Below are 24,550 nucleotides of genomic sequence, written 5' to 3'. Positions count from 1 at the left end.
CGGCATTCACTGTAGAAGCCAGCTTGCTTGCGAAAGTCGTTAACGATGACGCGGGAAGCCTGGTGCTCTGCGGTGTCTGTGATTTCTTCGCGAGCAAGCTCGCTCCTACATGGGTGTTGCGCATGTTGACGATCTTTTTTTCGGCGCTGGTGTTTGGGTTTGTGTTTTGCTTGTCTCCGGGGGCGGTACTGGCGGAAACCCTGCGCCGTGGGTTATTGCACGGGTTTACGCCTGCGTTGTTGGTGCAGGTTGGCTCGCTGGTGGGCGATGCGGTGTGGGCGGTGATCGGGCTGACGGGCATGGCGTTGTTGGTCCAGCATGAGTCGGTGCGGGTGCCGCTGACGGCGGTGTGCGGGTTGTATCTGGCGTGGCTCGGGGTGCGTAGCTTGATGGATGCCTGGCGGCTGCCGGAAGCCGACAGTGCGCCGGCCAGGTCCGGGCAGAATGCGCTGATGGTAGGGGCCGCGATTTCCCTGGCCAATCCGAAGAACATTGTCTATTGGGGGGCCTTGGGCAGCGCGCTGTCGGGGATAGTCGGGGCGACGCCGAGCCATGGGCAGACGCTGATGTTTTTTGCGGGGTTCATGGTGGCTTCGGTGCTTTCGTGCTTTTTGATTGCGGCGTTGGTCAACCTGTTGCGCCAGAATGCGTCGCCTATGTGGCAGAGAGTTAGCTATGGCGCTTGCGGTGTGGTGCTGCTGTATCTGGCGGTTCTGGCTTTGCGGGGGATTTGAGGGGGATTGAGTACATATCCGTTATTTGGGTAACGGCGGCTTATGGTTCCGCTCTTACAGCGGGTCACTTTTGGCAAACGCCCCAAAAGTAACCAAAAGGTCTTTGCCCCACCACTCGGTGCCTCGCCTAGGCTCGGCATGCCCGCACTCCGGCACGGCTCCGCGGGCCGCCGCGACGGGCCATCCATGGCCCGGCGCGGCTAAATCGGCTTCCCTGCCGATTTACCCGCTCCACCGTGCCTGCTTGCGGCCATCGTGGTTGACGGGGCCCGCAGATCAAAATCAAAAGCAGATCAAAAGCAGAGCACAGCGGCCTCCCGGCCGGCTTGAGTGTTAAAAGCAAAAGCAAAGACCAGAGCGAAAACAAATCTGCTTTTCTGTGGGAGCGGGCTTGCTCGCGAAAAACCTGAGAGCGCCGCGTTCATCCAGGATGCCCGCGTCATCGTTAACGACCTTCGCGAGCAAGCCCGCTCCCACATTTTTTGGACCGTGCCCGCTTTAGATTTTGATTTGGCTTTTAACACTCAAGCCGGCCGGGAGGCCGCTGTGCTCTTGATCTGCTTTTGATCTTGATCTTAGGCGCCCCGTTAAACCACGCTGGCCGAACGCAGGCTTTGGAGCGTGGGTAACCTGGCAGGACGCCAGGTTAGCCGTCCTGGGCCAAGGATGGCCCATGACGGCGGCCCACGGTCCAAAGCCGGAGTGAGGGCACTCCGAGCCTAGGCGAGGAGCCGAGTGGTGGGGCAAGAGCGTTTTGCTTACTTTTGCGCTCTTCAAAAGTGAGCCGCTGTAAGAGCGGAACCCTAGGCGGCCGTTACCCAAATAACGGATATGTACATCCCTCTACCCATCAGACAAAAATCTTTATCAACAAATACACTTACCACACCAACTTCCCCCCACCATCTATCTGAACAAACTCTGAACCAGTAACAAATTAAGTCATTAACCGTTGACATCCGGCAACTGCCTGAGTAAATTCCCCGTGCCTGCAACTCAGGGCCATTTTTCAACCTCACAAAAGAAGCCAATGGACACAGTATCTAGTCGCTGTCCGATCACCGTGAATGCGGCAAATCGGGCGCCAAACCCAGAAAAAATGACGGGACTCGCCTTTCCGGCCGAGTAAGCTGCGCTAGAGCCTGACGCTCCAACGTAACTGCCTCACCGGATGCCAGTCCGGTCCCGAGGTGTGTTATGACCTTTCAACTGATTGTTTTGCCTGACCTGCGTACGCTGGCTGCGGCCCTGCGTGCCAAATTGTGCCGCGAGCCCGTAGGCTTTTCCCCTACCCGCAGCGCCTTTGCTACCTCTTCCCCCCGCGTGTGCCCCGCTCCCCGGGCGCACTGGCATATCTGCCCTACCACCGGCCACCTGGTCCAGCAATGGGACCACGCCGACCCTCAAGACCCACAGAGACGGGACGTTTCCAGCCTGGTCGCGCAAGCGAACCTGATGCTGAGCCTCTACGTGGACGCTCGCGCGGCGTAAGCCGGCTGGAAACAGCAACTTCCTGATGATCCGTTAATTGTTTAGCTGGAGTTCTCTATGGACGAAGCCAGTAGTAGCCCGCTGCGCGCTAGTTAACTAACGCGCTGTTAGCGGGCCTGTAGAAAGTTACCCAACACTTTATTTAAACCGATCGCGCAGTCAGCGACTCGGCATGCTTTCGCTCGCCTGTCATCAGGTAAGTACCGGGTATGTTTTGTCGAAAAATTGGCGACAGGAGTACACACAATGAGCGCAGTAAAAAACCCGAAACCGCACAAGAAAAACGGCACGGACACCGACACCAAACTGTCGATGCGTGCCGCCCGCGAAGCCCAGAACGGCCTCTCGGCAACCCTCGCCAATGTCCGGGCAACCAAGGATGGCCTGACCGAACTGGATGCCTCTGCTCGCCTGCAACGTGAAGGCTACAACGAGGTGGCCCACGACAAGCCGCCTCACGCCATCGTGCAATTCCTCCAGGCACTGAACAACCCGTTCATCTACGTGCTGCTGACCCTGGGTGCCATCAGCTTCGTCACCGACTACTGGCTGCCCCTGCAGGAAGGTGAAGAAGCCGACCTGACCAAAGTCATCATTATCATGACCATGGTCATGCTCAGCAGCCTGCTGCGGTTCTGGCAGGAACACCGTTCGGCCAAGTCCGCCGAGGCCTTGAAGGCCATGGTGCGCACCACCGCCACCGTGTTGCGCCGCGAGCAAGTAGGCTCCAAGCCGACCCTGCGGGAAGTGCCGATGCGCGACCTGGTGGCCGGCGATATCGTGCAGCTGTCTGCCGGCGACATGATCCCGGCCGACATCCGCCTGATCGAGTCCCGCGACCTGTTCATCAGCCAGGCCGTGCTGACTGGCGAAGCCTTGCCGGTGGAGAAGTACGACACCCTCGGGGACGTCACGCAAAAATCCGCCACTTCCACGGCGGCCGACCAGGGCAACCTGCTGGACCTGCCGAACATCTGCTTCATGGGCACCAACGTGGTCAGTGGCCGGGCGCAAGCCGTGGTGGTTGCCACCGGCCCGCGCACCTACTTTGGCTCCCTGGCCAAGGCGATTGTCGGCTCCCGGGTGCAAACCGCGTTTGACCGCGGGGTGAACAGCGTCAGCTGGCTGCTGATCCGCTTCATGCTGGTGATGACGCCGATCGTGTTCTTCCTCAACGGTTTCTCCAAAGGTGACTGGAGCGATGCCTTGCTGTTCGCCCTGGCGGTCGCAGTAGGCCTGACCCCGGAAATGCTGCCGATGATCGTCAGCGCCAACCTGGCCAAGGGCGCAACCGCCATGGCCAAGCGCAAGGTGGTGGTCAAGCGCCTCAACGCGATCCAGAACTTCGGTTCGATGGACGTGCTGTGCACCGACAAGACCGGCACCCTGACCCAGGACAAGATCATCCTCGAGCACCACGTCAACGCCTTCGGCAACCGTGATGATTCGGTGCTGACCCTGGCCTGGCTCAACAGCCATCACCAAAGCGGCATGAAGAACCTGATGGATCAGGCGGTCGTCCAGTTCTCGGAGCAGAACCCGAAGTTCCAGATACCGTTCGCCTACAGCAAGGTGGATGAACTGCCGTTCGACTTTATCCGCCGTCGCCTGTCGATTGTGGTCAAGGACGCGCAAAACGATCACCTGTTGGTGTGCAAGGGCGCGGTCGAGGAGATGCTGAGCATTTCCACCCACGTGATGGAAGGTGACGTTGCCGTCGAGCTGGATGATCGTCGTCGTAACGAGTTGCTGGCGATTGCCCAGGACTACAACGAGGACGGCTTCCGGGTGCTGGTGCTGGCCACCCGCAATATTCCCAAGGCCGTCGCACGCAAGCAGTACACCACAACCGATGAACGCAACCTGGTGATCCGTGGCTTCCTGACCTTCCTCGATCCGCCAAAGGAAACCGCAGGTCCGGCGATTGCTGCCCTGCGCGAAATTGGCGTGGCGGTCAAAGTGCTCACCGGCGACAACGCCATCGTCACCAGCAAGATCTGCCGTCAGGTCGGCCTGGAGCCTGGCGTACCGTTGCTCGGGACGGAAATCGAAGCGATGGACGACGCCACCCTCAAGCTGCGGGTTGAGGAACGCACCGTCTTCGCCAAGCTGACGCCACTGCAGAAATCGCGAGTACTGAAGACCTTGCAGTCCAACGGCCACACCGTGGGTTTCCTCGGCGACGGCATCAACGATGCACCGGCCCTGCGGGACGCCGACGTGGGTATCTCGGTGGACAGCGCGACGGACATTGCCAAGGAATCCGCCGACATCATCCTGCTGGAAAAGAGCCTGATGGTGCTGGAAGAAGGCGTGCTGAAAGGCCGCGAGACCTTCGGCAATATCATGAAGTACCTGAACATGACCGCCAGCTCCAACTTCGGCAACGTGTTCTCGGTGCTGGTGGCCAGTGCGTTCATTCCGTTCCTGCCGATGCTGTCGATCCATCTGCTGCTGCAGAACCTGATGTACGACATCTCCCAGCTGGCCTTGCCGTGGGACAAGATGGACAAGGAATACCTGGCCAAACCACGCAAGTGGGACGCGAAAAACATTGGCCGCTTCATGATCTGGATCGGGCCGACCTCGTCGATCTTCGACATGACCACCTTTGCCCTGATGTGGTACGTGTTCTCGGCCAACAGCGTGGAAATGCAGACCCTGTTCCAGTCCGGCTGGTTCATCGAGGGGCTGCTCTCGCAAACCTTGGTGGTACATATGCTGCGCACCCGCAAGATCCCGTTCTTCCAGAGCAACGCCGCATGGCCGGTGATGATGATGACCTGCATCGTGATCGCGCTGGGCATCTACGTACCGTTCTCGCCGCTGGGCGCGATGGTCGGCCTGCAACCGCTGCCACTGGCGTATTTCCCATGGCTGGTGGGCACTCTGGTCGCCTACTGCTGCGTGGCTCAACTGATGAAAACCCTCTACATCCGCCGCTTCAAGCAGTGGTACTGATCGGCTCTGTGTAGGAGCGAGCTTGCTCGCGAAGGTCGTTAACGATAACGCGGGTGTCCTGGCTAAACGCAGTGCTCTCGGGTTTTTCGCGAGCAAGCTCGCTCCTACAGTAACCGCAGCCTTTGATGGAGAGAGGCGATGAAAACACTCATGAGCTACCTCGACAACGCCACACGCGCCGTATTGGTGTTCGCCCTGGCCCAGGCCGCCAAGGCGGTGATGGTGCTGGGCGTGCGGCTCTACGCGCGCAACGTGCTCAGTGCCGTGGAAATGCGCTTCATGCTGGGTTTCTCCAGCAGCTTGAACAGCACATGCATCCGCTTACTGCGCCCGCGTCGATAAATGGCAATACGCAATACAAGGAAACAACACCATGCGCGTCTTGATCTGTGCAGGTCGTCATTACGCCGATACAAAAATGTCCCGCCAGGTGCTGGATGCCTATCACCGCTTGCGCCCGGTGCAGGTGTTGATCCACGGCGGCAGTCAGTTCCTGGGCAGCGACGTGGAGGACTGGGCACGGGAAACGGGAGTGGACGTGGTGCGTTACCCACCCAACTGGCAACGCCATGGCAAGCAAGCCGAGCGTCACCGAAACCAGTTCATGCTCACTGACAGCCGCCCCGACGTGATCATCGCGCTGCCCGGCGGCGACGACACCTCGGAACTGGTGAGCCAGGCCAAGGCCTGTGGCATCCATGTGCTGACCGTAGACAGCTGAATCAACCCTTATTGGAGCATCCGGACATGAACGAAGAACCCAGTTGTAGCCGCATCTCGTTGCACACCTTTTTCCATTTGAATCACGGCGCGTCCCTGCCAAGTCCGGTCGGGACACGCCACCGGCTGTTGATCGAGGTTCACCATGTACAAGAAACACACCCCTGACGGTTTCGCCAAATACCGCAACCGCAGCACCCACGTAACCTTTCACCCCCTGCCCGCTTCCAAGCGTCGGGCGGTGCGGCGCAACCTGATTTTCGTCGGCGTGACGGCGGGCATCGTGCTGGTACTCAGCCTGATGTCGAATGCCAATGCGGCCGGCGGCTCCTACATGGTCGACGATGGCGCGATCAATGCCCCGGGCGAATGCAATGTCGACGCCTGGTTCTCCGCCAATCGACACGACGGCTCCACCCACAGCGAAACCCTTTCGCCCGCTTGCACCGCCGCTGCCATTCCCTGGTTGCAATGGACCGCCGCCGTGTCACGGGCCAACCATGATGGCGATGGGGAAACCCAGGTGAATCCGCAGCTCAAGGCCCAGCTGTGGACCCGGGAAGACCTGGGCCTGGAACTGGCCGCGTCTGCCGGCGTGCATTACGCATTGAACCGTCAGCATTCGTTTGATGGCGCGGACTTGAACGTACCGTTTACCTGGCAGCCGTTAGAGGCCCTGCGGCTGAACTTCAACGCGGGTTGGAGCCATGCCTACAACGACGGCGACCAGACTCATCGGCCGACCTGGGGCACCGGGTTTGAATACAGCGTGATGGACTCGCTGACGCTGATCGCCGAACGTTACGGCCAGCAAGGTGGCGACCAGGCGTGGCAGGCGGGGCCAAGGCTACACATCGGCAAGAATGTGGATGTGGACCTGGTGGTGGGACGCAGTTTGATCGGGGATCAACATCAGTGGCTCACGACGGGAGCCACGCTGCGGTTCTAACAACTCAAGATATGTACACCGCCTGTGGCGAGGGGGCTTGTCCCCCGTTGGGCTGCGCAGCAGCCCCAAAACTGACGGTTTGATTCAATCTGAATGAACGTAGCGCTCTGAGAGGGGCTGCTTCGCAGCCCAACGGGGGACAAGCCCCCTCGCCACAGACAAGCTCCCTCATCACGAAAGCTCGGCGCAAGATTTGCCGCAGCGATTTAAACCTGTCCCTTGGCCTGCTGCTCCAGATGCACCTGCAACTCAGGGTCAATCTTCAGCTGCCCAGCCAGCTCATCCAAGTAATTGCGCTCCGCGTCCTGCTGATCATCCACCAGCAGCACACTGACCAGGTACACCTCGGCCGCCACTGCCGGGTCCCCGGCAAACTCGGCAAAATCCGCCGCATTCAGCGGCTTGGCCACCTCGGCATCCAGCCACGCCTGCAATTGGGGATCATCGGTGTGCTTGCCGATCTCGGCCGAGATCATCAGCTGCTCGCGCTCATCAATCTCGCCATCTGCCTTGGCCGCCGCGATCAATGCGCGCAGCACGGCGTGGCTGTGCTCTTCGACTTGCGCCCCAGACAATTGATCAACCGTTTGCAACGCCGCCTGCGGCGCCGACGCCTGTTGCCGCTGCCACGCCTGATACGCCTGGAACGCCATCATGCCCAGGGACGCCAGCGCCGCGTAGTTGGTGCCGCCGGTGCGCGCTTGGGGCGCGGTGCGGGTTCCGCCGAGCATGCCGCCCAGTCCACCGAGCAAACCACCGAGGCCGCCACCGCCTGAAGCTGAAGCACCACGGCCGCCCAGCAAACCGCCAAGCAGCCCGCCCAAGCCACCCAGCCCGCCCTGAGACGCCGGTGCAGAGCCGCCCTGTTGGCTCGTCGAGGCTTGGCCCGCGCGCAGCAATTGTTCCAGTAGATCGCCGGTATTCATGGTGTCACCCTCCCAGGGCGCAGAGTTCCAGATCAACAACAATAGACCGGCTGCGCCAGAACACCATGACCGCCCGACAGGCGCGCTTTATGATGGTGCCACCCGCCTATCGAGGAAGCCCCACGTGACCCGTACCGAGCAGATTGCCTTGATGGCGACCTACAACCAGTGGATGAACCGCAAGGTGTACGAGGCGGCCGGCGGCCTGAGCGACGCGGATCTGATAGCCGACCGTGGTGCGTTCTTCGGCTCGATCCTTGGCACGCTGAACCACCTCGCCCTGGGTGACCGCGTCTGGCTCAAGCGTTTCGCCGAGCATCCGGCAGGCTTTGCCGCACTGGCACCGCTAAGCGCTTTGGCATTGCCGCCACGCCTGGATCAACTGGCCTTCGCCAATATCCGTGAACTGTCGGCCCATCGCGCCTGGCTCGACCAGATCATCATCGACTGGACGCAATCCATCAGCGAGCCGGAGCTGGATCAGCCACTGGCCTACCGCAACATGGCAGGCACAGCCATGCACAAGAATTTTCATGCGTTGCTCGTGCACTTCTTCAATCACCAGACCCACCACCGGGGCCAGGTGACCACGCTGCTGACCCAGGCCGGGCGCGACGTGGGCGACACCGACTTGCTGGCGCTAATGGATTAGTTCAACCGGCGCTGTATTCGGCGTACGCCTGAATCAGCGCGGGAAAATCCTCCCGCTCCGGGAGCTGCGCAAAGCTGTGCTGCGCCGGCGTAGACGCCCACGGCAGTTTTTCACTGGTCCAGGTTTCAATGAATGGCACATAGCCGCTGACATCATCAAACATGGTGGGCCGCAGGTTGATCAGGTCCTCGACGCCATTCGGGCGGGAGAACATCCAACTCATGCAGTGCGGGCAGCAGTAATGGCGGTCTACGCCGTGCAACCCGCCGATCACCGGGTTGCCCTGGGTGATGGTAAATCCGCTGGCGGGGATCAGCGCGCTCAAGGAGAACGCGCTGGACGACATCTTCTGGCAGCCGGTGCAATGGCACGCCATGGTGATCAGTGGTTTTTCGGTCACGATAAACCGCACCCGATCACAACGGCAGCCGCCTTCCTGGGACTCTTGATGACTCATCTTCCACTCCATTCACATTGTGTGTGTGCCTGGAGAGTAAACGAGCGGGTGCGTCACGAACAGCAGCAGGCGTTATGGGGGTCGACGGCCGCGAAATCCCCTCAAACGAACGCATGGGGCCGCGAACTGTCATAAAGGACAGAGCGGTGAAGTAAGCCAACGGCTGGCCGCCCTGCCCGCGCGCATCAACAGCTTGCCGATGCGACGCATCCCCCCAGAAGGAGACGCTTACATGGTCATTCACTTCAAAGTCGCCGGCCACCTTGCCTGCGGTCATCACGGCAATAACCTCCCTTCCAGCACCGAACTGAAGCGAGTCAAATGCCGTACCTGCCGTAACACCGAAGCCTTCAAGGAAGCCCGCCGCACCCAACGCAACGCCGCCCGACGTGCTGCACGCAGGTCTAAAGCGGAACATGTCGCTGTTGACTGGCGCAGCGCCTGGACACAGCGCCTGACTGACCTCCCAGGCCGTCAGCGCCTGCCACGCGGGTTCAGCGGCCAGCCATTCGTTTAGCTCAAGCAGCCGGGGCACGACGATAGGCGGCCAACAGCACGCCCATTGTCATCAAGAACCTCCCAAAAAAAAGCCCCGGACTGACCGAGGCTTTTGAGGTTCAAGCATCATTGGCCACCGGCCTCGACCTCGCCTTGTACCCCGGCAGCGCAGCGGCGTAGGCCAGTGCCTGCTCACGGGAGCCGAAGGATGCCAGGCGGTCGGCCTTGGTACAGACCCGCCACGGGCCACTGTTGACCTGCACGATGTCATAGCCGTTGAGATGCAGTTTGTTCAGCATGGGCGTGCTCATAGTCACCTCTCTCTCCAGAGATAATCCAGGTTGCCCGGTCTACCATACACCCGGGTAAAGCGGTGTAACCTACCGGGCGTCGCACAGGCGTGCGCTTTATGGAGCAGGGAAGATGATCAGTATCAAACAGGCGACGGTCAGCGATAGTGCGGTGCTGCGTGACATTGGCATCGAGACCTACACCGAGCATTTCTCGGCCATCTGGAGCCCGGCGGGGATGCAGGATTTCCTGGACAAGGACTTCTCTCCCGAATCGCTGCAAGACACCCTTGAGCATCCCGCAGCGCATTGCTGGTTACTCGCCCGGGATGAGCAGGCACGCGTCGTTGGGTTCGCCAAAATCAACTGGAACCGGGCGATCCCAGGCAGCGAGGAAACGGGCGCAGAGCTGCAAAAAATCTACTTCCTGAAGTCCGAGGCCGGCAAAGGCCACGGGCAGCAGTTGTTGGACCATGTGCACCAGCTTGCACGCTTCCACCAGCAACCGCTGCTATGGCTCGAAGTACTCAACACCAACGAAAGCGCACAACGGTTTTATCAGCGCTGCGGCTTTGAACGCCTGGCAGAAATCCCATTCAGCACCGACATCACTGCGATCCCGATGGTGGTCATGTCCCACCGTTTGACCCGATAAAAGGCCCCGTAACGGCCGCCTCGTTTGCCCAGGCTTTCGGCGCCAATACCGCTGATGCGCTTTTATTTCACCTTGCTGCTGAGGGTGTCGACACTGCGCTTGAGGTCTTCAAGACTGCGCTTCTGATCACTGACGGTGCTTTTGAGGCTGGACAGTTCGCTGGAGCTGGAATTTGAGCTGGAACTTGAATTGCGCTTGAGGTCTTCAATCTCGCTCTTGAGTTTATCGATGGTGTTTTTCTGATCGGATACGGTGCGCTTGAGCTCCGACAGTTGGCCGTCACTGGAGCTGGAACTTGAGCCGGTGTTTTTCTTCAGGTCTTCAAGGGCGCGTGCCTGGCCGTCCAGCTTGCTTTCCAGGCTTTGGATTTCGCTGTCATTGCGCTTGAGCAAGTCGCGCATGTCCTGAATGTCACCTACCGAAATGTCCGACGGGTGCAGGAAATATTCGCCACCTGCGCCCGAACTGCTCGCGGTGAGTTTGTTACCGACCGACGCACCGAATTCCCCCCACCGCGCCGGACTCGCCGCCTGAACTGACGGGGCCATTGCACCGATCAACAACGACGCGACAACAGCGAACGAAGCTTTACCCATGATAGACATCAATTGATTCCTTTCTGATCTGCCGAGATGGCACATCGCTATGACTGCGTTTTTGAATACTTGTTCCCGTGAGGCGTTGGACGCCGTATACGAAAAAGCCCCGGCAAACGCCGGGGCTCGGAAATGTCCAACTGGCGGTGCGATGCGCTGTTCTTTCACACACCTTTCACACCCAGGCGCCTATGGTCATCTCAGCTCCTGGTGAAACCCTTTAAGCCCGCGTTCCCCATCGCGGGCTTTTCTTTGCCTGTTATTTGTCCACCGATTTTCGCTAAATTCGCTGCGGCGGTGAGCCGGTGCAAGCGCCCTGCTCGATGCAGAATACAAAGGGCGCCACCACTTCGATTTCGCCTTTACGCAGCATGGAGGGCGGCGGCGCAGGCACTGGCGACGCCGCCGGAATCAACGCCTCCACAGCCCCGACGAAAAGATCCGAGCCTGTATGGCTGACAATTTTGTGGCGTATCAGGTTGCCTTTGGCGTCGACGACAAAGGCCACTCTGACCATGCCGGTCAGCCTTTGCAGGCGAGCTTCTTCGGGATAGGACTTGAAGTGGTTGAGGTGAGTGAGCAACTGATATTCCCATAAGCGCTTCTCTACCATTTGCTCCTGGTGGTTGGGGCCGCTCGTGCAGGCGCAAAGCAGTAAGACAAGTGCGATCCAGCTGTATTTCATAAACGCAGTTCCGTTGACGTTCTGGTGTGCGAAGTGAGGCTAATCATCCGACGCTATGCTGCGTCTCAAAAGGCCGATTACTTTAACGCGCTGCGGTCTTTATAGCGCCCGAAATTTCAGGCTACGACAAAACGGGAGCTGCCCGAGCGCGCAGCCCTGCTGCAATCATCAGGACAATAGCCGGAACAATCACCACGCCGGCCGACAGCATCGCCCCCTTGAAACCGGCCACATCCAACGCGCTCCCTCCGATAATCACACCCAGCCCGATTGCACTGTTCAGCACGGCGGTATGGAGCGCAGTCGCCGGTACCATGTGATCTCCGGCGATCCTCAAGACCCACGTCTGCAGGCCGGTAAACAAAGCGGAAATGGCCACGCCCCAGATCACCAGTAACGTCACCACGGGCGCGAACCCCAGCAGCGGACCGTAGATACCCAAGGTCACCAACGCCAATGCCATCGCAACCAGCGCCAGCAAAATGAACGCCTTCAAGTAGCGATCAATAAACAGCGCGCTCAGCAGGTTGCCCAGAAAACCTGCGGCGCCGAAAGCAAACAGCAATACAGCAATCAAATACGAAGTAATGCCGGGTACCTGGCCTATAAACGGTTCGACAAAGGTGTAGGCGCCAAAATGCGCGGCCGCCGTCAGGCCGGTGATGACGTAGGTGATCATCAGGTCCTTGCGCCGCAGCACCACCGCAAAGCCCAGACCTTTGGCCAGTGAGGGAATATGCAGGGAAGGCAGCACCAGGGCCATCGCACCGGCACTGGCGAGACACATCACGGCCAGGCACATAAAGGCCGTGCGCCAACCATCGTATTGGCCCACCAGATTAATCAGCGGTACGCCCATGACCGTGGCGATCGTGATGCCGCCCAGCACAATCGAGGTGGCCAGCCCCACGCGGTGCGACGGCACAATATGCGCAGCGGTGGCTGCCACGATGGCCCAGAACACGCCATGGGCCAATGCGCCGACGGCGCGGGCACCGAGCAGAGAGGAAAACTCAGGGGAAAACGCTGCCAGGCCGTTTGATAAGGCCAGTATCAACATCAACGCAATCAGCAGCGCCTTGCGGGGAACCCGGCGGTTCAACCAGTTGGATAGCAAGCCGCTGGCCGCCCCGATCCAGGCGTATAGCGTTACGGTCAGCCCGACGGTAGAGGGGGCTTGATCCAGGTCGGCAGATATTTGCGACAGTAAACCAATGGGGGCGAACTCGGAAGTCACCATGGTAAACGAGGCGATGCACAGCACACTGACTGCACACCACACCCGCAAGGCTGAATTGATCACCGGCAATGTCCGTCCCTGTTCATGGCTGAGTCGTCGTGACTCCCCCCGCGCGTCGCTCACTGAGACGGGCTAGTTATCGGGATTCCAAACGACGGCCTGTGCCACGACAACGTATTCGCCGTTAAAAGTTGCCGCTGGCGAACCATAAAGCTGGTAGCCCAGAGCAAGGGCTTCAGAGACTCGGTGACAGAAGGAGGCATCGTCCTTGCCTGTCAGAATCCGATAAGTGGGTAAGCCTTCAGGAGGAGAACTTTGCATGGGCGCACCTGCTGGAACAGTTGAAGAAAACCACTGGGGGGATCTGACCCAGCGTTTGTTCGCCAGGCCAGAGGCTGAGTTAAAGCAGTACAGTGGAAAGCATGCCCAAGGCTCCCAGGACGAACCCGATGAGTGCGCCACGCCCTGGTGCTTCATGAAACAGCGACCAGACCACCACGGGCTCAAGCAGTAGCAAAGAGGTGACTGAGACCACGGTGACGATCCAGATATCACCGACAGCCATGTACCCCAGCCAATACGCACCCAGCAGGCAAAGCCCGGCAAAACACATGATCACAACGGGAATGACGAACCCTTCCCATGAACCATTACCTGTCTGGGCAAGCTTGGCGGTTACCACCTCACTGTAGATTGCACAAAACTCACCGAGCACCATCAACCCTAGAGCAGAAACTCCGAGTAGTTCTTTGGACATATCAAAAACTCCTTCGTATTCAACGCAATATTTTTCAGCTCCCAGCGAGCGATGCCGCTGCCCAGGAGCGTGTTGCAGTGATACGAAGCAGCCTTGAACAGGCCTGAATTACCGAAGTGCTTTTCCATGCTCATGTCCTTCAAAGGGTGTGAGTCTCAGCGCCCGGATAAGGGCACTCGTGGCGATCATACGTTCCGCCAGCCATCGCGAACAACCCGGGCAATATAAGCAGAGGTAGAGCGATCTCAAAGACGCTAAATAACGATCAACTACCGAGTTCTCTACTTTGTAGCCAGGTACTGATGGCCTCAACGAGTTCCGTCTTGCACTCCACTGGCAGCCAATGCCCGCCGGACACGCTTGTCACGCTGAGATCTGCGCAGGCCGCACGCATTGGATCGCCCAACCGATTGCCCTTGATGGTATTCATCTGGTCGTAATCGCCGTTCACAAACAGTACGGGCAATGACAGGCGTCCACCGTTGGGCGCTCGGTGGGCGTACTCGATGTTGGCATCGTCGTTCAGGTACCACGCGCAGGGCGCGCCAAAACCCTGCTCTTCGAAAGTCCGCACCAACACAGCGAAGTCCGCCTCGGGCCAGAGCGCGGGGTCGGGTCGGGTGGGTGGCGCCCGGTGCGCTTCGCCAAACCGCCCGCCTTTGCTGGTCACTTCGGCATTGGATGCAACCTTGCCGATGCTCGCAGGGTCGCCTCGCCGATAAATCGACGCCAGCGACGCGGCTTTGTCCGCATCAAGATCAGCGACGGCGGACGCAAAGTGCGTGTTGTAGTAGCGGTAATAGTCCCATTGACCGTCTGGATACTGGTCTGCCGGATAAATCCCTCGGTCTACCAGCGGCACCAGCGTCGGCAGCGCGTTCGTGGAGGGGAAGTACGGGACCGAAATCAGCACCACGCCGCGGCTGCGCTGAGGTTCATGAGCGACCAACTCACCTGCCACAACGCTGCCCCAGTCGTGGCCCACCCAGATTGCGGGCATTCCACCGAGGTGGTCATGAAGTTCTGCCATGTCTGCCACGATGTTTTCAATCGTGTACGCATCGATGGCGGCAGGCGCAGAGGAGCCACCATAGCCGCGCATGTCGGGTGCGACGCAGTGCCAGCCTTTAGCTGCGAACGCTTCCAGCTGCGCACGCCAGATCAAACTGAGCTCAGGCCAACCGTGCAGGAACATCATCAATGGGCCATCGGCAGGCCCCTGCTCTACATAATGCGTCGTGTGACGGGGCGTGCTGAAAACCCGTGAAGTGAGCTTGGAAGTGGACATAGGATCTCCTCATGCTAGGCCGGCCGACATAAGCGCCATGTCGGCAGAATCACCGCTGAATCTGCACCCTAGCGTAACCATCCCTATGATGCTTGCCAGCTTCCCGTCATATTGTCAGTCCTGTACCTGCCAACTGCAGCCAGACCCAACACGGCATATCTTGTTACAACCATTCGCCTGCGGGCACTGCCCTTAGAGAACTTCAAACTTTCGCTCCAGTCCTAATGCCAGGCGTGCTTTAAACCGTGAGCGCCTGCTGACAACCCATAGAGGTTCAAAAAATGAAAATGACACTACCCGCCCTGGTTCTGGGTGTCCTCATTTCGCAAGGCGCGATGGCAGCCGGAGATGGCACAGCCGCTCTGGGAGGCGGCGTTGGTGGTGCACTTGGCAATATCGTAGGTCAACAGCTCGGCGGCTCAACGGGCGCGGCGGTAGGCGCAGGCGTAGGGGGTGCTGCCGGCAGTGCTGTCGGCGCTCAAAGAGGCAACAGAGCGGAAGCCGCGTTAGGTGGCGGTATCGGATCAGCTGGCGGGTCACTTGTTGGTAATCGCCTGGGCGGCGCCACTGGCTCGACGATCGGTGCAGGTCTCGGCGGCGCCGCGGGTGGCGCGCTAGGGAACAACCTGGCGGACGATGAGAGCAATCATCGATCTGATGGTAAGAAGCACAATGGCAAGAACAAGCATAAACACAAGAACAAGCATCGTTAGTTTCTGACGCTATTACCTCGAAGCCCGGCCCAGCGCCGGGCTTCTTATTTCTGGCGCCAAAAAACGAAAAAGCCCAGCAATCGCGCCGGGCTCAGATGTGGAAACCAAGTAAAAAATATGAGCCGTGCTACTTAACCCTTGCAAAGCTTCTGTGGCGACAGCGTGCCCCCGACTTTTTTCGGCCATGCAATCGGCAGGTTAGGAACAGAGACAAGCTCGACTACGCCAAACATGCACACAATCACCGCATTTCCATCCGCGTTGGGTGCGCTGCTGAGTCCGACCAGAACCTCGTAGTCTTTTCCGGGCTCCAGTTTGAATACTTTCGCTTGGCCTGGGCACATAGCGTAAGTGCTGCCGTAGCTGCCGGCCGACGCGCCTAATGTCGCAACCTGAAAGGATGCATCTGTTTTAACGCGGTACTCAGCCACCATCTCGGTGTACAAACCTTCGGCCATCCGAACGGCTCCGATGTACTGCTGAAGTTTGGGTGAAACCCTTCCCGGCATTCCAAGATTGGCCGGCTTAAGTGGGTACTGAGGGTAGTTAATGCTCGGCTGGCCGTCCTCTGAGAAGCGACCCGCTTCAGCCATTTTGTGGCGAGTTTCCGGGGCACAGCTGCCAGTTACGCTGTCGCCAAACACGTTGGAATTGGTGATCACACGAACTCGGGCCGTATTGTCGGACTGAGGCGGATCGACATAGGGAACAGAGGGGATCCCGCCACAACCAGCAAGGGCGATGGACGAAACAAACAGCAGCAACCAGGTATTACGCATCTACTACATCCTTGAGTTTACCTAAGATCCATCGTGTTCGAATCAGACTAAGAACCCTCAGTAAAAAGCCTGACTGGGCATCCGCCAACCAAGTGAGTTGCGGAGCAACATTTGAAATTGCAGAGCGGAAACAAAAAAGGACCTGCCTGATAAATCACGCAAGTCCTTGAATATTGTGGTGCCCGAAGCCGGAATCGAACCGGCACGCCCTTACGAGCGGGGGATTTTAAGTCCCATGCGTCTACCAGTTTCGCCATTCGGGCGGTAGCGCTATACAGCGAGCCAAGCAGCTTCAAAAGCCCTTGAGCGTTGCAGCAGGCTAGGGAATATATAGATCCAGCCCCCTCGATGCAAGGTCGGGCGCGGGCTTTTTCAAACAAACAGGCCGCTCCCCGGCAAACAAAAAAGCTCGCCAGATCAGTGATCTACAGATTTCGGCCGCAGTGGTGGGCAATAGCAGCGCCGGCCGCTTGTGCAACGGCCGCACTCGCCACCAGGCGCATCAGGAAAGATAAGTCATTACCGCAATGACCACTGAAACCCAAATCAGAGTCATCAAAAACGACAGCGCAGCCAATGTTTTGCCCATTTGCCTACTCGCCCCGATGCAAACCGCTTCAGTGAATCAACTCTTTTGCCTTCTCCAGGCACTCGGTGGCGCTGTCCAATGCCTCGGCCGCCTTGGCTGAAGCGGTGTTGCCATCGTCGGCGCGATTGCCGGTGATGACAAACAACACATCGACACCGACCTTGGCAACCGCCGCCAGGTAATCTGCCCGTGGAAAACGCACGCCGTTTTCATAACGCCCCTGGGCATTGGTCTCAACGCCTCCGACCTTGCCCAGCGCCGCTTGAGAATAGCCAAGCCTGGCACGTTCTGCCTTTAACCTCGCCCCAATGCTCATGAAAAACGTCCTGTGTGGGATGGTGAATACGATACCCCGCACAAAAGGTTAGTTCCTTGACCGAACTGAGCCGCTATTTATTGCCTGATCCCTGAAAACCAGCGCCCCCCGTTTTACGGCACCTGCGGCGCCGGGGAGCATCTGATACGCTTTTTTCTTGTGCATCTGCCCCTGTATCGAAACCCGTCCTGCCCTGACAATACACCCACTCCCGACACGCCCGTGGAGCCCGACAGGAACCGTCCTGCCGGCCCGTTCATTTCGGAGGCCTTATGGCTAAGATGGCATTTTTCCTGTTCGGTTTTCTTGCGCTGACCATTGCGATTGGTCTGCTTGCCACCATCTCACCGGTCTAGGATCCCTCCCCTCGCCTGACGTCAGAGGGAGTTTCAGCCGGCAAAAAACATCGGATACAACGACAGCACCAACAATCCCGCCATCGACCAGTTGAACAGCCGCAACCAACGTGGCTCGCGCAACACATTGCGCAAGCCGCTGCCACAGCCGGCCCACACACAAACACTGGGCAGGTTCACCAGGGCAAACACCGCCGCAATCAACAGCACGTTGGTGACATAACCGTCGGCAGGCGTATAGGTGGTGATCGCACCCAGCGCCATGACCCAGGCCTTGGGGTTCACCCACTGAAACGCCGCCGCGCCGAGAAAGGTCATGGGTTTGCGCTTGTCATCGGTGTCATCGGACATCGCACTGGAGGTCGCAATCTTCCACGCCAGGTACAGCAAATACGCCGCCCCTACATAGCGCAATACGGTGTAGGCCCACGGCAACGCCTTGAACACTTCACCCAGCCCCAATCCCACTGCGATCACCAACAACATGAAGCCAATGCTGATGCCCAGCGCATGGGGAATCGAGCGGACAAAACCGAAGTTCACCCCCGACGCCAGCAACATGGTGTTATTCGGGCCAGGGGTGATTGAGGACACAAAGGCGAACAGCGCAAAGGCTGACAACAGGCTTGAAGACATAAGCATGGCGCGACATCCGAACGAGTACTGTGGCCGTGACAGTAGAACGTTGCGCCAGCCTGCGCCCCGTACAGCTACGGGCAGATAAAGGCATACACTTCGTCAGGCCTGCCAACAAGCGCCTTCCCACCAAACTGCCATTGGTTTGCCTTCATTGATCGGTATACTTGCGCACTTCTCTGCACCTGTGCCGAACACATCCTGAAAGGACACTCGATGAGCAACTACCTCGACCGCGCGCTGACTGGCCTGCGGACCCTGGGCATCAATCTTCTGCAGCCGGTTCCAGATGCACCGGTCCTGGTATTGCTGGACCGCGTGGCCCAGTACGACACCGCCAAAGTCACCGCTATCGCTGCCGTGCTGCAACAGTCGACCACCTTCAACAGCGTGGTTCGCGAACAGATCGCCGGGATGGATATCTCCACACGCTTCATGGACATCACCCAAAGCTTCACCTCGATCCGCGAAGACGCGGCCGCCATGGCCGGCTGGATGGATGACGGACGCCTGGATACGCTGGAGAAACTCAAGCTGAGCTGGATGAACCTGCGTCGTGGCTCGATCCCCAGCCGCTTCAGCGAGATCCGTGAAAAATACCTGCAGGTGTGCAAGTCGGCCAATGACCAGATCGCCCGGGAAACCGTGATTCTGGAGGCCTACCTGGACTTCCGCATGGCCATGAAAGCCGCCGAGGTCGATGCCCAGCAAGTGCTCGCCACGGCCGGCCAGGTGCTGGAGCAGCGGACCCAGGCCTTGAACGAGGCCAACGCCCAAGTCACCGCTGCCGAAACCCTGGCGCCGGCCGAGCGCGCGGCCCTGGAGCTGCGCCGCGACGAAGCCGTACGCGCCCTGCAGGACGAAGACAAGCGCTACCAGATCGTCAAGGACATCGCCGATGACCTCAAGGTCGGCTACAACACGGCCGAAATGGTCTTCGCCCGGATCAACCAGGTGCATGTGATCAAGGAGCGCCAGTACCAGCGCATGGTCTCGTTCTTCTCTACCAACGAAGTGGTGTTGACCGGCCTCGCCGTGTCGTTCACCAGCAACAGCGGCCTGGCCGAAGCCACCAACACACTGAATGCCACCACCGAAGGCATCAGCAAGGGTCTTGAAGCCCTGGGCAGCACCGGCAACACGCAACTGGAAGCGGCGGTCCAGGCCAGCTACGGCACCACGATCAAGGTCGACTCGGTGCGCGCCCTGGCCGACGCCACCCTGAGTTTCCAGACGGACATGCACGGCCTGACGGAAACCTACCGCGCTGAATCCAGCAACGCGTCCCGTGACATCGCCGAAGCTGTCGAAGAGGCCAAACGCAAGTTCGCCGCATTGCTGACCAAGGCTGCTTGATGAGCGACATTCTCCTCTCCGAGCAACTGGGCGCGATGGCGCTGGTGGATCAACTGCGCCACCAGCAGATGGCCGTGGAAAAGGACCTGAGCCTGCCTCAACGCCGTGCCGAAGTGGCGGCGCGCATCCGTGAGTATTACCAGAACAACGGCATTCAATTCACCGAAGCGCAGATCGACCAGGGCGTGCGCGAATTCTTTTCCAAACGCCTGGTGTTCGAGGCCCCGGAACTGAGTGCGCTTGACCGTTTCTGGAGCAAGGTACTGCTCAAGCGCCATCGCGGCATACTCGCCATTCAGCTCATCGCGGTCACCTTGCTGGTGGTGCAATGCAGCCGGGTGATGGTCGCCAGGCACGAAATCCAAGAGGCTCAACGAGCGGCCATCGCCGTTGAGACGAACGTGGCACAGAAACAGTCAGACATCGCCAGCCTGAAGGCTCGCCTGAGCGCCGTGCAACAGGATCCGGCCTATCTTGAGGGCAGCGATGTGTTCAGTGCCCTGCCCCGCCTGAACACCAAGGCCGAACATGCCTTGGCCATGGTCGATACCTCGGGGGTCGATTACGCCAACGAACAGATTGGCGTGCTGGAAGCGTTTTTGGCCAAGGTCAAGGCGGTCCAGCCGATGACCGACCAGCTCAACGAGTTGACCCGCAAGGTCGCCGACATTCACCTGCCCGCCGCCGACAGCAAAGCGACGCTTGGCATGCAGGCCGAATTGGTCATGATCAAAGACCTCATCGGGAAATTCGAGATCGAAAAAGCCGGCGGCCAACTCAGGGCCCTGCGTGCCAACACCGAACTGATCCCCAAGGAGGTAACCATCCGGGTTGTTGACCGGCCCGGCACACCGTCTGGTGTCGAGCGCTGCTACGACAAGGCGCTGTGTAATTCCAATCCTGGTTCGACCCAGGGCAAGAGCTGGTATTTGGTTGTTGAAGCCGTCGACCTGTCGGACAGGCCGGTGTTGCTGCCCACCGTCAGCACTGAGACCGGCACCGGCGCCTGGGCCAGCCAGTTCGCTGTGCGGGTGCCGCAGGCCGAATACCTGAAGGTCAAGGCCGACAAACTCGACGACGGCCACCTGACCCACCGCGTGATCGGCCGCAAGCCGGCGGGCAGAATGGAAGTCACCTATTTGAGCCAACGGACCACCGACCCGCTCGAAACGATATTGGAGTGGTGAAGACATGACGCCTGACACCCTGATCGGCATCACCGAACGTAACTCCCGCAACGCCGAGCTGAGGATTCGTACGGCCGAGCGACAACTGTCTGAACTGCTCGGCGAGCAACTGGCGCTGGAGCAGGATCTGACCCTGCGCCTGGGCCACATCGCCGCCCTGCACCTGCAACTGGGCGACACGCAGAACGTGCAAGTTGCCTCCGCCCTGAAAATGCGCCAACAGTCTCAGGACTTGCTCCACCGGGAGCTGCGTGAGGCTGAGCATGACGTGGCCCGGGCGTTGGCCAGCAAGGAAAAGCTGCAAGCACGGGCCGACTCTCTTGACCAACAAGCCCGGCTATCCCTGGAGCTGAACCCGGACTATGCGCGTCAGGTCGAGCAACTGGACCTGGCCCAAGCCGCCCACCGCGAACACATCAGCGGTTATGAGGAACTGCGCCAGGAGTGCGCGCTGAAGCGCCGTGGCTATGAAACGAACCTGGTCTACGTCTACCTGCGCGGGCACGCTTTCGGCACCGACCAATACCGGCGAAACCGACTGAACCGCTGGATGGACAACTGGCTGGCCACCAAGGTGAATTACCTCGCCAACCGCAAAAACGAGCTTAGCCTGATCGCCCTTGATGAGCGAAACGAAGCCTTGCAGGCCGAACGCAGCGATCTGATCAGCAACCTGAGCACAAGTGTCGATGCGCAACTGACTCAGGCACGAGACCAACTCGGGCAGTCCTCAATACAGCCCGAGCTCGACGCCCTGCAACAGGTGATCGACAACGCCAAGCGCCAGGCGAATGCTATCCAGGAAAAGCTCGGTAGCTACTTGCGCAACGAAGACCCGCAGTACCAGCGTGCTCGGCAGTTGCTCACTGACCAATTGAAAACCCGCAGCATCGGCGAATTGATTGACCTCGCCAGCCAGACTCCGGACGCGGCTGACGACCTGATCGTCGAGCGACTGCAAACTTCGCATCTGCGCTTGGTAATGGTGTTACAGAAGTTGGCGGAGGCCGAGGATGCAATCAAGCTGTATAAGAGCGACTACCAGCGCGCCAAAGATCTGGAGCGTAGAGTTCGCACCGATGACTTTACCGGTCGCGATGTTTACTTTGACCTGTCGACAGACTTCGAGCGGCTGGTAGCCGGCTACATGACGCAGGACGTGACACTTGGGCAAGTGGTGGATGTGCTTGGCCGGGGCCTTAAAATCGTGCGCCGCAGCCAGGTAGCCGCCGGCTCGACGCGGGGCTATGTCAGCGCATCGATCAGCCCTATCAGCTACGGCGTCATCACCGTCGACAGCAACAGCAATAACAACACCATCAGCCTTCCGTCGTCAGGCAGTACAGGCGGCGGCAACTTCAGGACGACCGACAGCTTCTAGCCTGGCGCAAAGCAAATCCGGGACTTCCTCGTTGCTAGCTGTCAGACAACGAGGAAGTAATCTGCGCAATCGCATCCTGATCCATCCCGTCCAGCGTGCGGTAATGGTTGATGATCAACGTTTCCTTGTCGCTGAGCGCGTCCAGATTGATAACCGCCCGCTCCCCCGTCAGCACGTAGAGTATGTCCACGCCTTTGCGCCGGATGGCTATCAGGTAATCGGACTTGGGCAGTCGAGCACCGCTTTCGTAATGCACCTGGGCATTCGCAGCGACACCGCCAATCGCGCCGAACTCCTGTTGGGAAAGCCCCAGGACCTTGCGTTCTTCTTTCAGGCGGGTGCCGAGCAGATCGTCCATGGTGGGTACCTCAATACGCGTGTTTAACACCTACCATACGCTTATGTGCAGGACGAGGGTCCATTCATTCGGATCGCTGCCTATTGCGTGCGCACGAAGGCGAACATATGCGGCACGTAATCGGCCTTGCCGAGCGGCACACCGTTATGGCGAAGGATGTTATAGGCGGTCATCAGGTGAAAATAGAACTGTGGAATCGCCCAATTGACCGCGTATTCGTGGGCAGTCATGTCGAAAACAGTGCCGTCGGGAAGCGCTATCGAGATAGTACGCTCGCTGCTATCGATGAGTTCGCGATCTGCCGAGGCGAGGGCTTGCAGAGTTTGCTCGATCAACCCACTCGCCTCGCTCAGGGTTGCGGGTGTACTCAGAACCGGCAGCGGTTGATGGGTGAGACGCTGGACCGACTCCTGGGCCTGGGTGCACGCAAACCGGACTTGCGTTGCGAGGGTGTGCATGTCGGGCGCCAGCCGCGCGCTCAGCAGGTTTTGCGGGTCGTAGCCCAACTCGCCGGCATGTGCCTCGCCTTTGGACAAAAGCCCCTTGAGCGAGCGCAACATCTGCGCAAAGCAGGGGGCCGTGATTGCATAGGTCGACATCGTTCTTCCTTGACTGGATGCTGAGCACGGGAGCATGCCATGGCCACGGTCTACGCGGCTACCCGGCAAGCTTCATGCAGCTTCACGTGACGTCGGTAGCGCGCCGACTTACCTTGGCCACCCGCCCCTTTCCAGGGTGCAGAGCGTAATGAAGCCTCGCTATCCTTGCACCGTCTACACCCATTGCTCAGGATAGCGTTCTTGAGCTCAACACCGGCAAGGACGCAGCAGGTTACCGAGGCCGAACGAACATGACGCTCCCTGAAGATAACCCGTTGAAGACAGAAGAGTCTCAGTGCCAGGCGAATCTTTGGTACTGGCTTCCTCTTGGTGTATTGGTGGTTTTTTTAACCATTACTTCGATGCTTTTCCTGGGTGCAAATCCACCTGAATGGATGTTTGTCGCACTCAACTTTGGTTGGGCAATCGTTGCATTGACGCTACTGACGCGGCTGTCGGGTGGGTACTGCGCCAAGTGAAGCGGCACAGTGCGTAGCCATTCAGGTACTTCTTCTCAAGTAAACGCCCGCCGTCTTAGCCCATCAATCTGCGAGAAACAACGTGAAACAACTCACATTTATGGCGTTTCGCTATTGAAGGTCAAAAACTGACCAAATATATTTCGCAGCACCCGAGCGCTCACTTCTATACGGATATTGTTCTGCGCTTGCTCGGGCCCCCGGATGTGCGCAGGCAATAAAACATTGAGGTTTGCCATGCGCTTTTCCAAACTCGCACCCGCCGCCGCCCTGTTCAGCCTGTTCACCCTCACCGCCCAAGCCGCCGACCTGACTGCCCTCACGGGCGCCCTGTCAGCTGCCCTGGGGGGCGCCAGCAACAGCAACAACACCGTCAACGCCAATAACGCCTCCTGCCAGCAACAGATCCGCGACCTGCAGACGAATATCAACGCGGCCAATGCCAAGGGCGATACCTTGCGCGCGACCGCGTTCCAGGCAGCGCTGACTCAAACCAACAAAAGCTGCAGCAACAGCACCTACAACGCTCAGGCGCAGGTGGATACCAATCCCCAACGCCAGCAAAACGTGAACAAGGCTGCGGATGCGATCAACGCCATTGGCGGCCTGTTCAAGTAAGTTGGGATGCAATGAGAAAGGCCCGTGATTGCGGGCTTTTTTTCGTCCATTGCACTTTCCAATAGGCAATAAAAACCCCGCAGACGTTAATCTGCGGGGCTATTTAGAGTCGGGGACGTAATCAGATAAATCCGCCCCCTTGACCTTGCTTCCTCTGTTTAAAATCTTCTCGGTTTTTTAATGGCCAGCAAGGCAAATCGCTTTAACTTGCGGGACGTTTCCTAGAGAATCTTTTGGCCTTGTGGCCGCTGGAATCACTGGCTAGTCTTCGCTCCGTCGCTGCA

31 protein-coding genes and 1 tRNA gene are annotated in these 24,550 nt (G+C 59.0%); 16 read left to right on the top strand and 16 right to left on the bottom strand.

From position 1 onward, the window contains the following. Positions 1-122 precede the first annotated feature (122 nt). From ACUN0G_RS28160 to ACUN0G_RS28130, 7 genes are all read left to right on the top strand, one after another. Positions 123-734, top strand: coding sequence for a LysE family transporter (locus tag ACUN0G_RS28160; RefSeq protein ID WP_445574937.1), 612 nt, complete (start codon positions 123-125; stop codon positions 732-734). A 330-nt stretch (positions 735-1,064) separates the two neighbouring features. Continuing rightward, positions 1,065-1,301, top strand: coding sequence for a hypothetical protein (locus tag ACUN0G_RS28155; RefSeq protein ID WP_445574936.1), 237 nt, complete (start codon positions 1,065-1,067; stop codon positions 1,299-1,301). Between the two features lie 630 nt (positions 1,302-1,931). After that, a complete protein-coding gene (locus tag ACUN0G_RS28150) occupies positions 1,932-2,225 on the top strand; it encodes a hypothetical protein (RefSeq protein ID WP_445574935.1) in 294 nt (97 codons plus the stop codon). Between the two features lie 246 nt (positions 2,226-2,471). Beyond that, positions 2,472-5,186: a magnesium-translocating P-type ATPase gene (gene mgtA, locus ACUN0G_RS28145; protein WP_445574934.1), complete on the top strand. Its 2,715-nt coding sequence runs from the start codon at positions 2,472-2,474 to the stop codon at positions 5,184-5,186. A 138-nt stretch (positions 5,187-5,324) separates the two neighbouring features. Then, complete coding sequence (locus ACUN0G_RS28140; protein WP_421551713.1) at positions 5,325-5,528, top strand: hypothetical protein; 204 nt, start codon at positions 5,325-5,327, stop codon at positions 5,526-5,528. A 31-nt stretch (positions 5,529-5,559) separates the two neighbouring features. Then, a complete protein-coding gene (locus tag ACUN0G_RS28135; RefSeq protein ID WP_010171459.1) occupies positions 5,560-5,907 on the top strand; it encodes a DUF2493 domain-containing protein in 348 nt (115 codons plus the stop codon). 144 nt (positions 5,908-6,051) lie between these two features. Continuing rightward, positions 6,052-6,855 (top strand): hypothetical protein, encoded by an 804-nt coding sequence (locus ACUN0G_RS28130; RefSeq protein WP_445574933.1) that lies wholly within the window; start codon positions 6,052-6,054, stop codon positions 6,853-6,855. 206 nt (positions 6,856-7,061) lie between these two features. On the opposite strand, the gene ACUN0G_RS28125 is transcribed toward ACUN0G_RS28130, so the two are convergent. After that, positions 7,062-7,781 (bottom strand): tellurite resistance TerB family protein, encoded by a 720-nt coding sequence (locus ACUN0G_RS28125; RefSeq protein WP_445574932.1) that lies wholly within the window; start codon positions 7,779-7,781, stop codon positions 7,062-7,064. Positions 7,782-7,905: 124 nt separating this feature from the next. Between ACUN0G_RS28125 and ACUN0G_RS28120 the strand changes: the two genes are divergently transcribed. After that, a complete protein-coding gene (locus ACUN0G_RS28120; RefSeq protein ID WP_167664943.1) occupies positions 7,906-8,433 on the top strand; it encodes a DinB family protein in 528 nt (175 codons plus the stop codon). Between the two features lies 1 nt (position 8,434). Here ACUN0G_RS28120 and ACUN0G_RS28115 read toward each other — a convergent pair whose 3' ends face one another. Beyond that, positions 8,435-8,890, bottom strand: coding sequence for a GFA family protein (locus ACUN0G_RS28115; RefSeq protein ID WP_167664944.1), 456 nt, complete (start codon positions 8,888-8,890; stop codon positions 8,435-8,437). Positions 8,891-9,122: 232 nt separating this feature from the next. Here ACUN0G_RS28115 and ACUN0G_RS28110 point away from each other — a divergent pair, with 232 nt between their 5' ends. After that, on the top strand, positions 9,123-9,407 hold the full coding sequence (locus ACUN0G_RS28110) for a hypothetical protein (RefSeq protein ID WP_445574931.1): 285 nt from the start codon (positions 9,123-9,125) through the stop codon (positions 9,405-9,407). Between the two features lie 100 nt (positions 9,408-9,507). On the opposite strand, the gene ACUN0G_RS28105 is transcribed toward ACUN0G_RS28110, so the two are convergent. After that, entirely contained in the window at positions 9,508-9,699 is a 192-nt protein-coding gene (locus ACUN0G_RS28105) for a hypothetical protein (protein ID WP_023658809.1), read from the bottom strand. Between the two features lie 112 nt (positions 9,700-9,811). Here ACUN0G_RS28105 and ACUN0G_RS28100 point away from each other — a divergent pair, with 112 nt between their 5' ends. Then, entirely contained in the window at positions 9,812-10,333 is a 522-nt protein-coding gene (locus ACUN0G_RS28100) for a GNAT family N-acetyltransferase (protein ID WP_445574930.1), read from the top strand. Positions 10,334-10,395: 62 nt separating this feature from the next. Here ACUN0G_RS28100 and ACUN0G_RS28095 read toward each other — a convergent pair whose 3' ends face one another. The 7 genes from ACUN0G_RS28095 to ACUN0G_RS28065 form a co-directional block, all read right to left on the bottom strand. Continuing rightward, a complete protein-coding gene (locus ACUN0G_RS28095) occupies positions 10,396-10,938 on the bottom strand; it encodes a hypothetical protein (RefSeq protein ID WP_445574929.1) in 543 nt (180 codons plus the stop codon). Positions 10,939-11,209: 271 nt separating this feature from the next. Continuing rightward, a complete protein-coding gene (locus ACUN0G_RS28090; protein WP_076013979.1) occupies positions 11,210-11,614 on the bottom strand; it encodes a TonB family protein in 405 nt (134 codons plus the stop codon). 121 nt (positions 11,615-11,735) lie between these two features. Continuing rightward, positions 11,736-12,917, bottom strand: a complete 1,182-nt coding sequence (locus ACUN0G_RS28085; protein ID WP_445574928.1) for an MFS transporter — start codon at positions 12,915-12,917, stop codon at positions 11,736-11,738. A 69-nt stretch (positions 12,918-12,986) separates the two neighbouring features. Continuing rightward, entirely contained in the window at positions 12,987-13,175 is a 189-nt protein-coding gene (locus ACUN0G_RS28080) for a DUF1737 domain-containing protein (RefSeq protein ID WP_167664952.1), read from the bottom strand. Between the two features lie 79 nt (positions 13,176-13,254). Next, positions 13,255-13,572 (bottom strand): hypothetical protein, encoded by a 318-nt coding sequence (locus ACUN0G_RS28075; RefSeq protein ID WP_063030514.1) that lies wholly within the window; start codon positions 13,570-13,572, stop codon positions 13,255-13,257. Between the two features lie 5 nt (positions 13,573-13,577). After that, a complete protein-coding gene (locus tag ACUN0G_RS28070; RefSeq protein WP_166742167.1) occupies positions 13,578-13,739 on the bottom strand; it encodes a hypothetical protein in 162 nt (53 codons plus the stop codon). A 137-nt stretch (positions 13,740-13,876) separates the two neighbouring features. After that, complete coding sequence (locus tag ACUN0G_RS28065) at positions 13,877-14,899, bottom strand: alpha/beta hydrolase (protein WP_258346246.1); 1,023 nt, start codon at positions 14,897-14,899, stop codon at positions 13,877-13,879. Positions 14,900-15,180: 281 nt separating this feature from the next. Here ACUN0G_RS28065 and ACUN0G_RS28060 point away from each other — a divergent pair, with 281 nt between their 5' ends. Continuing rightward, positions 15,181-15,612 (top strand): hypothetical protein, encoded by a 432-nt coding sequence (locus ACUN0G_RS28060; protein ID WP_421551721.1) that lies wholly within the window; start codon positions 15,181-15,183, stop codon positions 15,610-15,612. A 131-nt stretch (positions 15,613-15,743) separates the two neighbouring features. On the opposite strand, the gene ACUN0G_RS28055 is transcribed toward ACUN0G_RS28060, so the two are convergent. From ACUN0G_RS28055 to ACUN0G_RS28040, 4 genes are all read right to left on the bottom strand, one after another. Next, positions 15,744-16,391 carry a hypothetical protein gene (locus ACUN0G_RS28055; protein WP_445574927.1) on the bottom strand — a complete coding sequence of 216 codons (648 nt, stop codon included), beginning with the start codon at positions 16,389-16,391 and terminating at the stop codon, positions 15,744-15,746. 176 nt (positions 16,392-16,567) lie between these two features. Continuing rightward, positions 16,568-16,654: transfer RNA gene (locus ACUN0G_RS28050), tRNA-Leu, on the bottom strand. 354 nt (positions 16,655-17,008) lie between these two features. Beyond that, on the bottom strand, positions 17,009-17,296 hold the full coding sequence (locus tag ACUN0G_RS28045; RefSeq protein ID WP_258346249.1) for a helix-turn-helix domain-containing protein: 288 nt from the start codon (positions 17,294-17,296) through the stop codon (positions 17,009-17,011). Positions 17,297-17,685: 389 nt separating this feature from the next. Next, the gene (locus ACUN0G_RS28040) at positions 17,686-18,294 is read right to left on the bottom strand and encodes a LysE family translocator (RefSeq protein ID WP_076013962.1); all 609 of its coding nucleotides are present in this window, start codon (positions 18,292-18,294) and stop codon (positions 17,686-17,688) included. Positions 18,295-18,504: 210 nt separating this feature from the next. Here ACUN0G_RS28040 and ACUN0G_RS28035 point away from each other — a divergent pair, with 210 nt between their 5' ends. From ACUN0G_RS28035 to ACUN0G_RS28025, 3 genes are read left to right on the top strand one after another with little or no spacing between them, the layout of a single operon-like run. After that, a complete protein-coding gene (locus ACUN0G_RS28035; RefSeq protein WP_445574926.1) occupies positions 18,505-19,644 on the top strand; it encodes a merozoite surface protein 3b in 1,140 nt (379 codons plus the stop codon). Further along, the gene (locus ACUN0G_RS28030; protein WP_445574925.1) at positions 19,644-20,831 is read left to right on the top strand and encodes a DUF6384 family protein; all 1,188 of its coding nucleotides are present in this window, start codon (positions 19,644-19,646) and stop codon (positions 20,829-20,831) included. The genes ACUN0G_RS28035 and ACUN0G_RS28030 overlap by 1 nt, the downstream gene beginning before the upstream one ends. A 4-nt stretch (positions 20,832-20,835) precedes the next feature. After that, positions 20,836-22,212, top strand: coding sequence for a hypothetical protein (locus tag ACUN0G_RS28025; RefSeq protein WP_445574924.1), 1,377 nt, complete (start codon positions 20,836-20,838; stop codon positions 22,210-22,212). A 34-nt stretch (positions 22,213-22,246) separates the two neighbouring features. On the opposite strand, the gene ACUN0G_RS28020 is transcribed toward ACUN0G_RS28025, so the two are convergent. Beyond that, positions 22,247-22,570 (bottom strand): helix-turn-helix domain-containing protein, encoded by a 324-nt coding sequence (locus ACUN0G_RS28020; protein WP_421551804.1) that lies wholly within the window; start codon positions 22,568-22,570, stop codon positions 22,247-22,249. Between the two features lie 80 nt (positions 22,571-22,650). Next, on the bottom strand, positions 22,651-23,169 hold the full coding sequence (locus ACUN0G_RS28015) for a DUF1993 domain-containing protein (protein WP_445574923.1): 519 nt from the start codon (positions 23,167-23,169) through the stop codon (positions 22,651-22,653). 251 nt (positions 23,170-23,420) lie between these two features. Here ACUN0G_RS28015 and ACUN0G_RS28010 point away from each other — a divergent pair, with 251 nt between their 5' ends. After that, a complete protein-coding gene (locus tag ACUN0G_RS28010; RefSeq protein WP_258346256.1) occupies positions 23,421-23,648 on the top strand; it encodes a hypothetical protein in 228 nt (75 codons plus the stop codon). Between the two features lie 237 nt (positions 23,649-23,885). Further along, positions 23,886-24,266: a DUF1090 family protein gene (locus ACUN0G_RS28005; protein ID WP_258346257.1), complete on the top strand. Its 381-nt coding sequence runs from the start codon at positions 23,886-23,888 to the stop codon at positions 24,264-24,266. The last annotated feature ends 284 nt before the right edge of the window (positions 24,267-24,550 follow it).

The sequence above is a fragment of the Pseudomonas sp. 32A genome (genome assembly GCF_052682255.1).
Note: the sequence above shows the minus strand (reverse complement) of the source record. Positions and strands in the feature narration are given on the sequence as shown.

Coding starts and splice junctions, on each gene's coding strand:
- ACUN0G_RS28030 (WP_445574925.1), top strand. CDS start 19,644: ATGAGCGACATTCTCCTCTCCGAGCAACTGGGCGCGATGGCGCTGGTG.
- ACUN0G_RS28115 (WP_167664944.1), bottom strand. CDS start 8,890: ATGAGTCATCAAGAGTCCCAGGAAGGCGGCTGCCGTTGTGATCGGGTG.
- ACUN0G_RS28045 (WP_258346249.1), bottom strand. CDS start 17,296: ATGAGCATTGGGGCGAGGTTAAAGGCAGAACGTGCCAGGCTTGGCTAT.
- ACUN0G_RS28065 (WP_258346246.1), bottom strand. CDS start 14,899: ATGTCCACTTCCAAGCTCACTTCACGGGTTTTCAGCACGCCCCGTCAC.
- ACUN0G_RS28130 (WP_445574933.1), top strand. CDS start 6,052: ATGTACAAGAAACACACCCCTGACGGTTTCGCCAAATACCGCAACCGC.
- ACUN0G_RS28140 (WP_421551713.1), top strand. CDS start 5,325: ATGAAAACACTCATGAGCTACCTCGACAACGCCACACGCGCCGTATTG.
- ACUN0G_RS28055 (WP_445574927.1), bottom strand. CDS start 16,391: ATGCGTAATACCTGGTTGCTGCTGTTTGTTTCGTCCATCGCCCTTGCT.
- ACUN0G_RS28110 (WP_445574931.1), top strand. CDS start 9,123: ATGGTCATTCACTTCAAAGTCGCCGGCCACCTTGCCTGCGGTCATCAC.
- ACUN0G_RS28060 (WP_421551721.1), top strand. CDS start 15,181: ATGAAAATGACACTACCCGCCCTGGTTCTGGGTGTCCTCATTTCGCAA.
- ACUN0G_RS28015 (WP_445574923.1), bottom strand. CDS start 23,169: ATGTCGACCTATGCAATCACGGCCCCCTGCTTTGCGCAGATGTTGCGC.
- ACUN0G_RS28035 (WP_445574926.1), top strand. CDS start 18,505: ATGAGCAACTACCTCGACCGCGCGCTGACTGGCCTGCGGACCCTGGGC.
- ACUN0G_RS28095 (WP_445574929.1), bottom strand. CDS start 10,938: ATGTCTATCATGGGTAAAGCTTCGTTCGCTGTTGTCGCGTCGTTGTTG.
- ACUN0G_RS28010 (WP_258346256.1), top strand. CDS start 23,421: ATGACGCTCCCTGAAGATAACCCGTTGAAGACAGAAGAGTCTCAGTGC.
- mgtA (WP_445574934.1), top strand. CDS start 2,472: ATGAGCGCAGTAAAAAACCCGAAACCGCACAAGAAAAACGGCACGGAC.
- ACUN0G_RS28150 (WP_445574935.1), top strand. CDS start 1,932: ATGACCTTTCAACTGATTGTTTTGCCTGACCTGCGTACGCTGGCTGCG.
- ACUN0G_RS28100 (WP_445574930.1), top strand. CDS start 9,812: ATGATCAGTATCAAACAGGCGACGGTCAGCGATAGTGCGGTGCTGCGT.
- ACUN0G_RS28020 (WP_421551804.1), bottom strand. CDS start 22,570: ATGGACGATCTGCTCGGCACCCGCCTGAAAGAAGAACGCAAGGTCCTG.
- ACUN0G_RS28040 (WP_076013962.1), bottom strand. CDS start 18,294: ATGCTTATGTCTTCAAGCCTGTTGTCAGCCTTTGCGCTGTTCGCCTTT.
- ACUN0G_RS28080 (WP_167664952.1), bottom strand. CDS start 13,175: ATGCAAAGTTCTCCTCCTGAAGGCTTACCCACTTATCGGATTCTGACA.
- ACUN0G_RS28025 (WP_445574924.1), top strand. CDS start 20,836: ATGACGCCTGACACCCTGATCGGCATCACCGAACGTAACTCCCGCAAC.
- ACUN0G_RS28090 (WP_076013979.1), bottom strand. CDS start 11,614: ATGAAATACAGCTGGATCGCACTTGTCTTACTGCTTTGCGCCTGCACG.
- ACUN0G_RS28160 (WP_445574937.1), top strand. CDS start 123: ATGTTGACGATCTTTTTTTCGGCGCTGGTGTTTGGGTTTGTGTTTTGC.
- ACUN0G_RS28135 (WP_010171459.1), top strand. CDS start 5,560: ATGCGCGTCTTGATCTGTGCAGGTCGTCATTACGCCGATACAAAAATG.
- ACUN0G_RS28105 (WP_023658809.1), bottom strand. CDS start 9,699: ATGAGCACGCCCATGCTGAACAAACTGCATCTCAACGGCTATGACATC.
- ACUN0G_RS28075 (WP_063030514.1), bottom strand. CDS start 13,572: ATGGTGCTCGGTGAGTTTTGTGCAATCTACAGTGAGGTGGTAACCGCC.
- ACUN0G_RS28125 (WP_445574932.1), bottom strand. CDS start 7,781: ATGAATACCGGCGATCTACTGGAACAATTGCTGCGCGCGGGCCAAGCC.
- ACUN0G_RS28070 (WP_166742167.1), bottom strand. CDS start 13,739: ATGGAAAAGCACTTCGGTAATTCAGGCCTGTTCAAGGCTGCTTCGTAT.
- ACUN0G_RS28005 (WP_258346257.1), top strand. CDS start 23,886: ATGCGCTTTTCCAAACTCGCACCCGCCGCCGCCCTGTTCAGCCTGTTC.